Raw genomic sequence first — 13,977 nt, forward strand, 5'->3', positions numbered from 1 at the left:
AGTTCCCAATTTTCTTGCGTATAGATTATGAGAAAATTGGGGAATAAACAAGAATTATAGGTTTTTTTGGTGAGACTTGGTTAACTCTTTTTCATGTTGTAGAAATTCACTCGCTAGCTTTGTGCCTTCATCTCGTTCACACCAGCTAGCAACAGCCTCTAGTCTAGTTCGCTCAGTAATATCCTTTCCTTCACTAAGCAGCGAGAGATCTGTTTCTTCAGAGTTGAAAAACCAATGGCAAGCCTGTTTGTGCCTGCTTCCTGCAACATAGCTATTTGCCCTATCAAAGTATGAGTTAGCTAGAATTAGACTGGAGTCAACTGTAAGCCCTTGAGCAGAGTAAATAGTGCTAGCATACGCCTGTACAACAGAGAAATTCCCTTCTTCAGATTTATAGTCATTGGTCGATATTAAAACTTCACGCTTATCATCCAGCTCAATTCTAAAGACCCAATCATCTCTATTTTTCTTAATATCTAAGATAGCCCCCTGCATGCCATTACTTAGCCCTAGAGGGTAATCATTTTTAGACAACCTGACTCTATCCCCAACAGCAAATTTCTGTTTGAACGTTTTATCAGATACAGAGCATTCAAGCTCGACAATATCCTCTTTTACTAGCTTCCTTTTTTGAAGATCATCCCGTATTAGCTGGCTAATAGCTTTTACATCTCTCCACGACTTAGCCAGTACTAAACGAGTCATATCAGGATTAGCTTCTTCCAGAGAAAAATATTTATCAACGAGGCTACTCAATGTTTTCACGTAGCCCTCATTAAACGCCACAAAACCTTTTTCATGTAACTCTATAAATGCAGGTAACGCTGTTCCAACCTTGAATTGGTTGACGATTGTCCTTGACCAGTCAGACGATTGTCTTCGAATATTCTCTAATTGAGCAGCTTGAGCTATACCATTGTTCAATAAGTAATTAAACGCTCCAGCTTGTTCTATTGCTTGTAGTTGGAATGGGTCGCCCGCTAAAACAATCTTCGTTTTAGTCTCTGAAGCCATTTTAAACAACATGTTTAATTGAAATAATGTAAGTAAACTTGCCTCATCAACGATGAGCGAAGCATGATGTTGTAAGCGATTAAAACCTGTTTTGTATTGGGTTATGAGCTTATCAACGGTAAACGTTGATATGTCGGCACTCTCAGCCAACGCATCAGCAGCTTTTTTACTCACGGAAGCACCAATAATAGATTGCCCTCGCTCGGCATAAATATATTTGGTAGCTAAAAAACTTGTGCTTTTACCTGTGCCTGCCGTACCTGCAATAAGCACTAATTGTTGAGTGTTCGTTGCCAATTTTGTTGCTACAACTTGTTCATCGTCCAGTTCAAACCCCAAACGCTCTTCAGCTTTATTAAGTCCTACTTCAAAACTACTTGCAAACTTAATAGGTATAAAGAACTTTGTGTTGCTTAGATCAATGGCTTGCTGAATCATCGTTTGCTCAGCCTGCAAAGCTTCAGGTGTTGTGAAGCATTGATTGTTACTTTTATCAAAGCCAATCTTGATGACTCTGTCGCTATTTTTTGTTCTATCCGCTAGCATTTTCACGTCACGCGCGGTCAGAAATGACGCTTGGCCTTTAATAGCTAATCGTTGATATAGATCTTGCTCCCGAAAATAAGTTTTTTGAGTTGTCAGCTCTTTCAGCACTTCTGTTGGCAAAACATACATTTGTGCAGATATAGAATCTTGATCCAAGCTTCGCTTGGGGGGAGCTAAACTACCAATTTCTTTTGTCCATTTTTCAAATAACTCCTCTGTAGTTAAAGTCGATTTTGATTGCCTTCCTTGCATCGATAACTTGTCGCCTGTCCTGTTTGAAGAGTTTTTGAGTCTCAATTTATTGAGTTTTTCCGATATCTCTCTTTCTCTTGCAGAGTACTCTTCTATAAGCTCATCTGAAATACCGGTAATCTCAAAAAAGTCACCTTCTTGTGTTAACTCATATCCGAGTTTCCTTAGGTTTTGAGCGAATTGGCAACGATAGATAGCGCCAGCCGCCATCTTCCATTTGTAAAAATGTTGGTAGTTCAATGTTCCCCATGATCCGTCATCACGCTCGCACAGGTTATATACTAAACAATGAGTATGTAGTTGCGGCTGCTCGGCACGAGACTCGTAGTGAGTATGTTTAGAAACCAAGAGGCTATGCACTTTTTCGAGCTGGTATCCATTTTTCCCTCTTCGAGTGAAGGCAGCTTTCTCTTCCAAGAATGAAATAGCGGCATCCACCGCCTTTTCGTGAGCTTCAACTAGCTCGTCTTTATTTAATACCATCGTGAGAGAGGCACTTTTACAAGCTGAGAAAGTAAAATCTTGTGCGCCCATGTGATTTCTACCGTTATCTTGATAAAGTCGTGTTTTGCCATCTGGACTGTATCCTCTGATAAGATTCCAGTAGTGTTTCTCGGTGACTTCGTCAGGTAAATTTAGAGTTGGCTTCAATGAGCCAGCCCAATCACCAATTTTTCCGGTTTCCAGATATTTTGCGTAATATTTTGGGTCAGCAGCTTTGAATATCGTTAACAACTCGATTCCCTCCGCCTTTTTATCCGATTGGGAGTCCTATCGTCATTTTTTGTCTGATCAACTTTGGAGCTACTTACCGTTCTTTCTGCAATTTTATTTATTTTTGGATAAGGCCAAACCAAGCGGAACACCGTGTTATAGCCATTAACGTACAGAAAGCCTGAAACTCCTTTTTTACTTGGCGCAGGCAAGTTAACTAGATCATTTGGCTCTACAGCAGCTTTTCGTTCTTTCTGCCACGTAACTAGGGACTCTGAGTTTTTAGAATTTATGCTTGGTCGCTCAATAACCTGTTCTCCTAGCGACTTACTAAAAAAGTTTGCGTCTTCTCCTGTGCTGCTCATTGCTAAGCAAACTAGATTACCGCACATGCTCAACAGTGAATTGGTTTGATCTTTACCGTAAATATCGTATATCTGATGAACCGATTGCGTTCCAATAATTGTTCTAGCTTCATACTCGCGACTTGTAGAAAGCCACTCATTTAAAGCTTCTGTTTTTGGTAAGTTTCCAAACTCGTCTAATACTAACCATGTAGGCTTGTAGTTAATTCCTCCTGTTGATAGAAATTCAGTGCAGAAGACAGAAAAAAGTGCTGAGAAATAAGGTGCTGCAAGTGATCTATAACGATTATCGGATTGAACAATTACTTTTGCAGTGGAGCCATTACCTGAAACATATTCAGTCAGCGAGAAAGCTTCAGAATTTGGATCTTCTAGTTTTGCTAACTGTTCAATCCAGCCGATGTTACTTGTCAGATTCATCATTACGTTAGCCGAAGTTTCATTGCCCTCCTTGATAAACCTGATCAACGAAGGGCGATATACAGCGAGTAATGCTTTTAATTCTTCTTCATCCAAAGTTGTAAGCGCGACAAAATCCGACCAAGTCCAATATCCCTTTTTATCTTTCAGACTAGTTACCAACCCTGTAAATAACTCTACCGCTGATTGATGCCAAAATGGCTTATCTTTGTCAGCAATAATCATGTGTGCAAAATTATGGATTTTACTTTCAGTATCTAGATCTTTCGCAACATCCCATCGAACGCTTCGTGAATCCCAAGGTGCTATGAGTACAGCTCGTTCATCATATAAAAACTCGGTATATTCTTTCTTTTCATCAAACAAGAAAATATGTTCTTTTTTGTCATCAATTTGAGCAAGTGAGTATTTAAAGTAAGTAGTTTTCCCTGCCCCAGTTGTGCCAAATACCCCAGTGTTTCGCTTTTCTCTCAGCCTCGAAATCTGCACTAGAGGATGTAGTCTTATTCCAATATCAGTGCTTTCATGAGCGAGTTTAGTTTTAGCCGTTCTCTTGATTTCACTAACCTCTCGCAACAGGGTAGGGCCAGAGACATGAACTTCTGCCGTTTTACCTCCTTTTTTGTAGAAAAACTTCTTGGTTAAATAACCAGCCACAACTAATGCGATTAGCAATGTGATCGTTAAACATCTAATGAACTCAGATAGCAAACTTTCAGACCTGAGAAAGTCCACATATTGGGGTAGTAGTGATAATTGAGCTAACTTGTAAGCATACTTCAAGTGCTCACTAATACTTCCTAGATTTGAAAAGCAAGGCCAAATGACAGCCAAGGTTAAAATGTAACTAATGCAGAAAAGCAATGAGAATCCAAAAGGAATGACTATCCAGTCATTCCTTTTTAAGCTTGGAGGCTGGCTATGAAGAGGCATCACAATACCTCTTGCATAAATGAGTCATTGCAGGCTCGCTTTGCTTTTTCTTTTTCAGAGGAGCTGAGTCCAACCGTTGCCGAACAAATTTCGAAAGTCTTCCGCAAAATTCTAACTTCAGTGTCATGTAAAAGTTGCTCATATGATTTTGCATTAAGAGCTTGTTCCGCTAGATAGCGAAAAGTTTCGGGCATGGACATGCCCATTTGGTCTGCAAGAGCTAATATTTTTGACTCAAGCGGTTTACTGGTGCGTACGAAATACCCCTTATTATTTGTCATCGCAACTCTCCTTACAGCTGATATCAAAGATATCTCTAAACCTTTCAGCAACTTCAGGCTCATAAACCGCCATGTCTGATATCAGACTCGATATCTTTTTAAATTGCGGTTTTCCTTGGCTTATAGCTTGAATTAACTCTTGGTAGATATCATCGAAGATGCAACGGGTATATTCATTCTCTAGAGCACCAGAGAGACCATTAGAGAAGTCAAAATCTACTAAGACATAGTCTATGAAGCTTTGGTAGCTGAGACCCTCCACAGCCTCTAAATAGCTTAGAAAAAGCAATAGAATCTGGCAGTGAAGCCTATCACTCAGAATAGATAAGTTTGAAGGCTCACCATTTAGAAGCCTTTCAAGCTCAATACTAAATGACACTAACTCACGATCTGAGAATACTTCATTCGTCAGCTGCTCTACTTTTGTGACAGCTTTACCGAAATGAAAAGCTAATTCTAAAGACTCTATATCAGACTTAAAATTACCTCCAAACATCCAACATTGACTAGCAATGTAAATAAATCTAGCGTTGTTGTTATACATTAAGCAGCCTCCTCTAAAGATTCTAACCACTCAAGAATGGTGCTTTTTCTCCAGCCCAAAACACGATTACCTATATAAAGTGGCTTAGGCAGAATTTTGTCCCGATTCCAGCGAAAAACTGTACTCTTGCTGATGGATAGCATTTCCATAATGTCTGCGATTCGTAAAACTTCTTTGTCTTTCATAAATAACCTCTTCTGTTAGTAGATGAAATCTATGCTAATTGAATGAAAAGTCTTGCGCAGGAACAGTTTTTCTGTTTAAAATGAGAAAAGTTTACTTGACATTTGAATATAAGATATAGATTAATTTTGACCTTAAAAAAGAAATCTCCATTTTTAAAAATTAAAACTGTCCTTTGGTGTCACCAAATTTTAAAACTTTGGGGAATAACTGACTCATCAATATTTCTGAACAATAAAAAAGCTAATGATTTACTTATTGAATATCGGGACAAACTATCAGCTGACGCATACGACTTGATATCTGACCCAGACATCAAGTGGACTAGGTACATAAAAGGCGCAACATCTCCTTATCAAGAGCAGAACTCAAATTCTGCATATCGCAGGATTTTACTTGAAGTTGATACGCTTCTACCCGGCACTAAAAACTACTTCCTTGATGGCCCACTAGGAACTTTCACCGTACTGGAATCACATTCAGAATTAGAAGCCCACAGGAATTTTGCATTAAACGTTAAAACTTATTGTAAAGAATATGAAGGCTTTGTCAGAGAAGCCGATATTCCCTCAGAAGGGTTTGAGTCGGATCATTATGAGTGGATTGCTGACTGGGAAGAAATTAGAGAAGAACTGGTTGCTAGTGACTCCGTTAAGAGCTTTAGAGCATTGCAAGGCATTGTAGGTTATACAGGGCCTAAGCGGCAGTTTTACGACAAAGACGAAATGTACGACGTTCATAGCTCAACAATCGGAAAAAATGAAGAAAGTTTGTTTTGGATACGTCTTCAAGCGGCATTCATCGATGCTAAATTTTACGAAAAGTATAATCAACTCATTGAGCTTCTATTCATAAATAGGCGCGGTATACATTATTTTTTGAAGCATTACGGTATTGATAAGCAATACTGGTTCAAATCAAATGAAGTGTGTACGGCTTTTTCCTACCTATCTGAGAATAGTCAAGACTTTGTGATTGAAGAATATGACTACACCTTCTTTCAAGATAACTTCTTAGCTCTGAAATCACAGCCACAAATTTCGATAACATTATTACCGCAGGCTAAATTGGAGAAACATTACGTTCAGAATAGCTACGAAGAATTTTTCGAGGAAAAACTCCGAGCTATTGAAGAATGGAAAAAAGAAAACAGCTAGGAAACTGCGTTTTCTTTTAGTTTTTCTAAATAGTCTGACCATTCTTGCATCATCTTTCTTCTTTGAGATAGATATTTGGCTCTGTTATAGGCTCTTGATGTTTCGGTACCTGTTAAATGAGCTAGTTGGGTTTCTATAATGTCTGATTCCCAACCTTGCTCATGCAGGATCGTTGACGCTGTGCTTCTGAATCCATGAGCTGTCATGACATCGGCTCCATAACCGAGAGATCTCAGACGATTTGTCATTACATTCTTGCTAATTGGATTATTACTGTTGTGCTGGCCGGGAAATACAAAAGGCGAGTAGCCTGTAACTTCTCGCACTGCCTCCAGCTGCTTCAACACCTGAGTAGACAATGGTACTAAGTGATCGCGATCACGTTTCATAAGATCTTCTGGAATTCTAATCAACTTATCTTCGAAATCTACGAATTCCCATTTTAGATTCCTTATTTCATTGGGGCGCAGAAAAACTCGTGGGATTAGCTTTAGTGCTTCCGCAGTGCAAAATGTACCACTGTCAGTGCTGTCGATATCAGTAATTAAATTGGCTAGCTCCTTGGGCGTCACGATAGCAGCAAACGATTTAACCTTTGGTAGGGGAGATAGAATATCTTTAAGAACTAGCCCTTGAGCAGGATTGTGACGTGTTAAACGCAAGCCCAGCGCAAAAGCAAAAATGCGGTTTAGTATAGACAAGATGACAGGTGCTTTTTTAGGGTGTCCCGATGATTCAATATCCAACATCAACTCTGTGATGTGGCCTGCATCTATTTCGTCCACTGCTAGCGAGCAAACTTTTTTGGAGTCAATGGTAAGCCATCTGTAAATGCGCTTTGCGTGATCTTCGCTCCAAGACCCCTTTTGTTTTTCCCACCACTTTGTAGCAACAACAACAAACGTTTTTTCGCCAATTTCTGAAGATTTCTTAAGAGCTTTTCTCTCTGCCATGGGATCAATCCCTTGTGACAGCAGTATTCGTGCATCTTCAGCTGACTTTCTGGCATTAGCTAGCTTTATTGAGGGGTACTGACCCAATGCCATTTCTTTGTTTTTTCCAGCGTATACGTACCGAAACCGCCAGAGCTTGGAACCATTCGGTTTTATCAATAAATACAAGCCTTTGCCATCATGCTTCTTTATCTGCTTCTTATCTTCTGGGCACTTTAAGCCATTGATTTCTGCTGCTTCAATAGGCATTACTTTATTCCTTTCGGGGTATCTAATGGGGTATATGGGAGAATATACTGGAATTGCTGTTCTATGGGTAGTGGCAATACCCCGTAAAGTACCCCGACAAAATCGAGATCTAAAGAGCTTTTATGAAACCTAATGAAATGAAAGTAATAATAAAAAAGCCCGAAAAACATAGTTTTACGGGCCTTTTTGAAATCGAATGGTATTCGATGAAATGGTTGTGGGTAGATTACATCATGCCGCCCATACCACCCATACCACCCATGCCACCCATATCAGGAGCGCCCGCTTCTTCTTTAGGAATTTCAGCGACCATTGCTTCTGTGGTGATCATTAGACCGGCAATCGATCCTGCAAATTGTAATGCAGAACGGGTTACTTTCGTTGGATCTAGGATACCCATTTCAATCATGTCGTTGTATTCGCCAGTGGCTGCGTTGTAACCGTAGTTACCTTCACCGCCTTTCACTGCGTTAATCACAACAGATGCTTCGTCGCCTGCGTTTGTAACGATTTGACGAAGTGGTGCTTCCATCGCGCGAAGTGCCACTTTAATACCGTGGTTTTGGTCTTCGTTATCGCCTAGTAAATCTGCTAATTTGCTAGCAGCACGCACTAAGGCAACACCGCCACCTGGTACAACACCTTCTTCAACCGCTGCGCGAGTTGCATGTAATGCATCTTCAACACGATCTTTTTTCTCTTTCATTTCAATTTCAGTAGCGGCACCTACTTTGATTACTGCAACACCGCCAGCTAATTTAGCCATGCGCTCTTGTAGCTTTTCTTTATCGTAGTCTGAAGTCGCTTCTTCAATTTGTGCTTTGATTTGTGCAACACGGCCGTTAATACCGTCTTCTTCACCAGCACCATCAATGATTGTTGTGTCATCTTTAGTGATTACTACGCGTTTAGCTGTCCCTAAGTCTTCAACTGTTGCTTTTTCAAGCTCAAGGCCGATTTCTTCAGAAATCACAGTACCGCCAGTTAATACCGCGATATCTTGTAGCATTGCTTTACGGCGATCGCCAAAACCAGGTGCTTTAACCGCTGATACTTTTACAATACCACGCATGTTATTCACTACTAGTGTCGCTAACGCTTCACCTTCAAGGTCTTCTGCGATGATGAGCAGAGGTTTACTTGCTTTAGCAACCGCTTCTAATGTTGGTAATAATTCACGGATGTTAGATATTTTTTTATCTACAAGTAAGATAAATGGGTTATCTAGCTCAACCGCGCCTTTTTCAGCGTTGTTGATAAAGTATGGAGATAAGTAACCACGGTCAAACTGCATGCCTTCTACAACATCTAATTCGTTTTCAAGTGATTGCCCTTCTTCAACCGTAATAACACCTGTGTTACGGCCTACTTTTTCCATTGCATCAGCAATGATTTCACCAATTTCTTTATCAGAGTTAGCTGAAATAGTACCTACTTGTGCAATCGCTTTAGTATCAGCACATGGAACAGAAAGCGCTTTAAGTTCTGCAACTGCAGCAATGATTGCTTTATCAATACCGCGCTTAAGATCCATAGGGTTCATACCCGCAGCAACCGCTTTAAGACCTTCGTTTACAATAGACTGAGCAAGCACAGTTGCGGTAGTGGTACCGTCACCAGCAGCATCATTTGCTTTAGACGCTACTTCTTTAACCATTTGTGCGCCCATATTTTCAAACTTGTCTTCAAGTTCGATTTCTTTTGCTACAGATACACCATCTTTGGTGATCACAGGAGAGCCAAATGATTTGTCTAATACAACGTTACGACCTTTAGGGCCTAATGTTACTTTTACTGCATTTGCTAGAATATTTACGCCAGTTAGCATTTTTGCACGTGCGTCGCCTGCAAACAGTACTTCTTTTGCTGCCATGTTTAATTTCCTCTAAATTCTTAAAATGTGTGTTAAACGAAAAGTAGGTTTAGCCTACAATGCCTAAAATATTGTCTTCACGCATGATCAGGTACTCTTGACCTTCGATCTTTTCTGTTTTTTCAACATATGAGCCAAATAACACAGTGTCACCGGCTTTCACTTCTAATGCTCGAACGTCACCGTTTTCTAAAACGCGACCATTACCTACGGCAACAACTTCTCCGCGAGTTGATTTTTCAGCTGCAGAGCCAGTTAATACAATACCGCCAGCAGACTTGGTTTCTTCTTCTAGACGCTTGATGATTACGCGATCTTGTAAAGGACGAATGTTCATGTTTTTAGTTCTCCTAACAGTTTCTGAACAGTACAGAAAAAAGTGTATCTAATTTGCTTTCATTAATGGGGGTGGAGTGAAAAATTCCAAGAGAAAAAATGATAAATTTTTAATCTTTTCGCTCGTATTCACCATCTATGGTCTTAGGGCGGTTTTCATCTTGCTCGTGATGCATTGATTGATGAGTTTGCGAAAACCCTGAAGTGCCAGTTTGATGCATGCTGGCGCTCATTCTTACAGTTGCTTGACTAGCAAGTCCTGCAGCTAATTTGTTTCGAATAGCAGGGGTAAGGAGTAGTAAGCCAAATACATCTGTCATAATGCCGGGTGTTAATAAAAGTACCCCTGCAATAATTACGCAAATACCGGTAAACAATTCTTTAGCAGGCATTTGCCCTTGAGCCATTTGCATTTGTACGTTTTGTAGTGCGCCCATTCCTTGCTGTTTCACCATTTTTGCACCCACAATGGCGGTTAGTACCACTAAAGCGATTGTTGCAAAGCCACCTATCACGTCACTAACCTGAATTAGTAAGGCAATTTCAATAATAGGGATGATGATAAACAGCAAAAATAAAATTCTAAACATAAGACTCTCTAAAAAATGACACTTATTAAGGTGCTAATGAAATATAAGTGAGGGTTGTCGGGTCTATTTTCAAGCTAATAAGAGTAAGTAATAAACTTTAGTGTTAGTAAAGTTATAGGTAGCGGGTTTAAATCAATTTACTGCAAAGACCCAAAATGTAGACAGAGTTCGTGTCTACACATTATACCCGCTATCAGCTACTATGGGGCTAGACCCCCGTAAACAAGTAAAGGTTCACTATGACAACGCAATTTAAACTTATTTTTACCACTTGCAAAGATAACGATGAAGCCCGTTTATTGGCTATGGCGCTAATTGAAAAGAAATTAGCTGCTTGTGTAAATATTTTACCGGCCATGACTTCTATTTACATATGGGAAGGTGAAGTAGCTGAAGCAACTGAAGTAAAGCTGCTAATTAAAACTAAGGCTGACAAAATGAACGATGTATTTTTAACCTTAAAAGATCTTCACAGCTACGAAGTACCAGAAATACAAGTTGTTGATGTGGCAACGGGTAACTTGGCTTACTTTAATTGGATGGACGAGGTGCTTCATTAATGCGCTTTATTTTATTTTTTTTATTAAGCGTATTAATGGCGCCTGCTTGGGCAGCACAAAATACCCTTGATGATTTTCTAAAACCGACTCAGCACACATTTTTACCGGTAAATGAAGCGTTTGTATTTGATTTTGACCAGCAAGGAAGTACGTTATTTGTTGGTTGGGATATCGCTGATGACTATTACCTATATAAAGATAAAATAGAAATTATTGCCAAAGGTGCCAGCATTGACGTGCCTGAGTTGGGCGCTGGTGAAATAATTGAAGATGAATTTTTTGGCAAAACTGAGGTGTTTTTTAATTCTCTTAGCGTTATCAGCAAACTAAGTAATGTGAGTGAAGATGGCGTTGTTAAGGTGCGTTATCAAGGCTGTGCAAAAGCAGGGCTGTGTTATCCACCTGAAATCATCAGCATTCCATTAAGTGTACTGGCAAGTGAAACTAATACTAATGACAATACCGCAGCAAGCAGTGCATTTGCAGCACTTAGCCAATCTGCAGAAAAACCAGCAACTGCATCAACACCTGATAAAGAGCTCACATTTACAGAGCAGTTAGCTAGCCAAAGCTTAATGGTTAACTTAGCTATTTTCTTTGCCGTGGGTGTGGGTTTGGCATTTACACCGTGTGTATTTCCGATGTTCCCTATTTTATCTAGCTTAATTGCGGGTCAAAAGAACCTGTCTACTAAAAAAGCATTTGCCCTATCATTTGTTTATATTCAAGGCATGGCGGTTACCTATGCAGCATTAGGGCTTGTGGTTGCTGCGTTAGGCGGGCAAGTGCAAGGCTATTTACAGCATCCATATGTATTAATTAGCTTTAGCTTATTGTTTGTACTGCTGGCTATGTCGATGTTTGGTTGGTACGAAATAAAGTTACCCAGCGGCATGATGAACAAGCTAACCCAAGTGAGCAACAACCAAAAAGGCGGTAACTATATTGGGGTGTTCTTGATGGGGGTTTTATCAGGGCTTATTGCATCTCCTTGCACTACAGCGCCTTTATCAGCCGCATTATTATTTGTGGCACAAAGCGGCGATTACCTAGTCGGCGGGCTAACACTTTACGTACTGAGTTTAGGTATGGGGCTACCGCTGTTATTATTAGGTACATCGGGAGGTAAGCTATTACCGAAAGCTGGCGGCTGGATGGAACAAGTTAAAACCTTATTTGGTTTTATTATGTTAGTTGTGCCACTTATTTTGCTAGAGCGCATTATAGATATTGAAATTATTATGCTTATGGCAGGCTTATTAGCTATCGCCACAGCGCTTTATTTCCATTATTGGCAAAGCGCCCAAACTCAAGGCAAATTAAAAACCTTATTGTGGTTTATGGCTGTTTTATTGATGCTTACTGGCTTTAATTTAACCAAAAACTATTTTTGGCCAACACAAGCCGTGAGTTTACAAACAACCTCGCAAAGCAATGAGTTTAAACACGTTGCCAATTTAGCCGAGCTTAAACAAGCCGTATCACAAGCAAATAGCGAAGGGCGCATGGTTATGGTGGACTTATACGCTGACTGGTGTGTAGCGTGTAAAGAGTTTGAGCATTACACCTTTCCCGACCCGCAAGTACAAAGTGAGTTTAGCCATTACCAACTGATTCAAATTGACTTAACCCAAAGCGATAATGAAACAATTGAGCTAATGGAAGCATATTCAGTGTTTGGTTTACCGAGTATTCTATTCTTTAATACTCAAGGTGAAGAGCTAAGTGCACAACGTGTTACTGGCTTTTTAAATGCGGATGATTTCGCTAAGCACCTTGCTGCAGTGCGTGCCAGCGCTGAATAACCATTCTATATGGCACAACATGATTGTTAATGTTGTGCCATTATTCCCCCTTAAGATACGTCCCCAAAATAGAGATTAGACCAGTATTTTGCTGCTATTTACTTCGAAATCACTATAATAGTTGGTTAACGTGAGAAATTGTTGCTATCTTACTTTTTTCAGCTTACTTTTTAGTGAAAAATTAGTTAGTAACCGCTTAACTCATTACTTATAGGATATATCGCGTATTATGGCTGCAAAATTAAAGATTTTAGTTATAAATGGCCCAAATTTAAACATGCTAGGAAAGCGTGAGCCCGATAAGTACGGTTCACACTCTTTAGAGCATATTATGAGCGATTTAAACAACGCTGCTAATAGTTTAGATGTGGCGTTAACGCATTTTCAAAGTAATAGTGAGCAAGCGCTCATTGAACGCATTCATGATGCTTGGCAAGCGGTTGATTACATCATTATTAACCCTGCAGCATTTACGCACACAAGCGTCGCATTACGTGATGCATTGCTAAGCGTTGATATTCCGTTTTTTGAAGTGCATTTAAGTAATGTGCATGCACGTGAAACGTTTCGCCATCATTCTTATTTTTCTGATGTGGCGCAAGGCGTTATTTGTGGATTAGGTGCAATGGGCTATCACGCTGCTTTACATGCAGCGGTGAGCCGATTGCAAAACTCAAACTAAATTTAAACTAACAAACTAATAGGCGGGTCGTTTATGGATATTCGCAAGATCAAAAAACTAATTGAATTAGTAGAAGAATCAGGTATTGCAGAACTAGAAATCACTGAAGGTGAAGAATCAGTACGTATTAACCGTAACAACATGAGTGCCGGTCCTGCATACGCGCAATTTGCTCCACAGCAATATGCTCCAGCACCCGCTCCTGCGGCTGCACCAGCAGCACCTGTAGCAGAGTCTGAAGCACCAGCGGCAGGTCCTACAGGACACCAAGTTAAATCACCTATGGTAGGTTCTTTTTACGCAGCAGCTTCTCCAGAAGCGCCAGCATATGTTGAAGTCGGTTCACAGGTTAAAGTTGGCGACACATTATGTATCGTTGAAGCAATGAAAATGATGAACCAAATTGAGTCAGATAAAGCCGGTACAGTAAAAGCTATTTTAGTAGAAAACGGCGAGCCAGTAGAATTTGATCAACCTTTATTCATCATTGAATAATAGCGCAACGTAAAAGGCCAACTCT

14 protein-coding genes are annotated in these 13,977 nt (G+C 40.0%); 5 read left to right on the forward strand and 9 right to left on the reverse strand.

Annotated features, from left to right (window positions below; all coding sequences use genetic code 11):
- Positions 1–54: 54 nt before the first annotated feature.
- The 5 genes from mobF to N523_RS0100065 are packed head-to-tail and all read right to left on the reverse strand — an operon-like array spanning position 55 to position 5,254.
- Entirely contained in the window at positions 55–2,547 is a 2,493-nt protein-coding gene (gene mobF, locus N523_RS0100045; RefSeq protein WP_028835539.1) for a MobF family relaxase, read from the reverse strand.
- Positions 2,541–4,244 (reverse strand): type IV secretion system DNA-binding domain-containing protein, encoded by a 1,704-nt coding sequence (locus N523_RS0100050; RefSeq protein WP_028835540.1) that lies wholly within the window; start codon positions 4,242–4,244, stop codon positions 2,541–2,543. The genes mobF and N523_RS0100050 overlap by 7 nt, the downstream gene beginning before the upstream one ends.
- Entirely contained in the window at positions 4,244–4,525 is a 282-nt protein-coding gene (locus tag N523_RS0100055) for a hypothetical protein (RefSeq protein WP_028835541.1), read from the reverse strand. Before N523_RS0100055 ends, N523_RS0100050 begins: the two co-directional genes overlap by 1 nt.
- Complete coding sequence (locus N523_RS0100060) at positions 4,515–5,069, reverse strand: hypothetical protein (protein WP_028835542.1); 555 nt, start codon at positions 5,067–5,069, stop codon at positions 4,515–4,517. The genes N523_RS0100055 and N523_RS0100060 overlap by 11 nt, the downstream gene beginning before the upstream one ends.
- Entirely contained in the window at positions 5,069–5,254 is a 186-nt protein-coding gene (locus N523_RS0100065) for a helix-turn-helix transcriptional regulator (protein ID WP_028835543.1), read from the reverse strand. The genes N523_RS0100060 and N523_RS0100065 overlap by 1 nt, the downstream gene beginning before the upstream one ends.
- A gap of 126 nt (positions 5,255–5,380) precedes the next feature.
- Between N523_RS0100065 and N523_RS0100070 the strand changes: the two genes are divergently transcribed.
- Positions 5,381–6,409, forward strand: a complete 1,029-nt coding sequence (locus N523_RS0100070) for a hypothetical protein (protein ID WP_028835544.1) — start codon at positions 5,381–5,383, stop codon at positions 6,407–6,409.
- Here the strand turns inward: N523_RS0100070 and N523_RS0100075 are convergent.
- The 4 genes from N523_RS0100075 to N523_RS0100090 all read right to left on the reverse strand — a co-directional run bounded on the left by N523_RS0100075 (position 6,406) and on the right by N523_RS0100090 (position 10,410).
- Positions 6,406–7,611 (reverse strand): tyrosine-type recombinase/integrase, encoded by a 1,206-nt coding sequence (locus tag N523_RS0100075; RefSeq protein ID WP_028835545.1) that lies wholly within the window; start codon positions 7,609–7,611, stop codon positions 6,406–6,408. The two genes, N523_RS0100070 and N523_RS0100075, sit on opposite strands and share 4 nt — an antisense overlap.
- A 226-nt stretch (positions 7,612–7,837) precedes the next feature.
- A complete protein-coding gene (gene groL, locus N523_RS0100080) occupies positions 7,838–9,484 on the reverse strand; it encodes a chaperonin GroEL (RefSeq protein WP_013466037.1) in 1,647 nt (548 codons plus the stop codon).
- A gap of 49 nt (positions 9,485–9,533) precedes the next feature.
- Positions 9,534–9,821, reverse strand: coding sequence for a co-chaperone GroES (locus N523_RS0100085; protein WP_008113511.1), 288 nt, complete (start codon positions 9,819–9,821; stop codon positions 9,534–9,536).
- Positions 9,822–9,930: 109 nt separating this feature from the next.
- Positions 9,931–10,410, reverse strand: coding sequence for an FxsA family protein (locus N523_RS0100090; protein WP_013466036.1), 480 nt, complete (start codon positions 10,408–10,410; stop codon positions 9,931–9,933).
- A 239-nt stretch (positions 10,411–10,649) separates the two neighbouring features.
- On the opposite strand from N523_RS0100090, the gene cutA reads away from it, so the two are divergent.
- From cutA to accB, 4 genes are all read left to right on the forward strand, one after another.
- The gene (gene cutA / locus N523_RS0100095) at positions 10,650–10,970 is read left to right on the forward strand and encodes a divalent-cation tolerance protein CutA (RefSeq protein WP_013466035.1); all 321 of its coding nucleotides are present in this window, start codon (positions 10,650–10,652) and stop codon (positions 10,968–10,970) included.
- A complete protein-coding gene (locus tag N523_RS0100100; RefSeq protein WP_028835546.1) occupies positions 10,970–12,775 on the forward strand; it encodes a protein-disulfide reductase DsbD in 1,806 nt (601 codons plus the stop codon). The genes cutA and N523_RS0100100 overlap by 1 nt, the downstream gene beginning before the upstream one ends.
- A gap of 229 nt (positions 12,776–13,004) precedes the next feature.
- Positions 13,005–13,457: a type II 3-dehydroquinate dehydratase gene (gene aroQ, locus N523_RS0100105; RefSeq protein WP_028835547.1), complete on the forward strand. Its 453-nt coding sequence runs from the start codon at positions 13,005–13,007 to the stop codon at positions 13,455–13,457.
- A gap of 33 nt (positions 13,458–13,490) precedes the next feature.
- Positions 13,491–13,952 carry an acetyl-CoA carboxylase biotin carboxyl carrier protein gene (gene accB, locus N523_RS0100110; RefSeq protein ID WP_024601932.1) on the forward strand — a complete coding sequence of 154 codons (462 nt, stop codon included), beginning with the start codon at positions 13,491–13,493 and terminating at the stop codon, positions 13,950–13,952.
- The last annotated feature ends 25 nt before the right edge of the window (positions 13,953–13,977 follow it).

This window comes from Pseudoalteromonas sp. 23_GOM-1509m, from assembly GCF_000518425.1.
In the GTDB taxonomy this organism is placed as follows: domain Bacteria; phylum Pseudomonadota; class Gammaproteobacteria; order Enterobacterales; family Alteromonadaceae; genus Pseudoalteromonas; species Pseudoalteromonas tetraodonis.

Bases quoted from the DNA above. Each gene is read 5' to 3' on its own strand.
- cutA (WP_013466035.1), top strand. From the start codon at position 10,650: ATGACAACGCAATTTAAACTTATTTTTACCACTTGCAAAGATAACGAT.
- N523_RS0100065 (WP_028835543.1), bottom strand. From the start codon at position 5,254: ATGAAAGACAAAGAAGTTTTACGAATCGCAGACATTATGGAAATGCTA.
- groL (WP_013466037.1), bottom strand. From the start codon at position 9,484: ATGGCAGCAAAAGAAGTACTGTTTGCAGGCGACGCACGTGCAAAAATG.
- N523_RS0100100 (WP_028835546.1), top strand. From the start codon at position 10,970: ATGCGCTTTATTTTATTTTTTTTATTAAGCGTATTAATGGCGCCTGCT.
- N523_RS0100075 (WP_028835545.1), bottom strand. From the start codon at position 7,611: ATGCCTATTGAAGCAGCAGAAATCAATGGCTTAAAGTGCCCAGAAGAT.
- accB (WP_024601932.1), top strand. From the start codon at position 13,491: ATGGATATTCGCAAGATCAAAAAACTAATTGAATTAGTAGAAGAATCA.
- N523_RS0100060 (WP_028835542.1), bottom strand. From the start codon at position 5,069: ATGTATAACAACAACGCTAGATTTATTTACATTGCTAGTCAATGTTGG.
- N523_RS0100085 (WP_008113511.1), bottom strand. From the start codon at position 9,821: ATGAACATTCGTCCTTTACAAGATCGCGTAATCATCAAGCGTCTAGAA.
- N523_RS0100090 (WP_013466036.1), bottom strand. From the start codon at position 10,410: ATGTTTAGAATTTTATTTTTGCTGTTTATCATCATCCCTATTATTGAA.
- N523_RS0100050 (WP_028835540.1), bottom strand. From the start codon at position 4,244: ATGCCTCTTCATAGCCAGCCTCCAAGCTTAAAAAGGAATGACTGGATA.
- aroQ (WP_028835547.1), top strand. From the start codon at position 13,005: ATGGCTGCAAAATTAAAGATTTTAGTTATAAATGGCCCAAATTTAAAC.
- N523_RS0100055 (WP_028835541.1), bottom strand. From the start codon at position 4,525: ATGACAAATAATAAGGGGTATTTCGTACGCACCAGTAAACCGCTTGAG.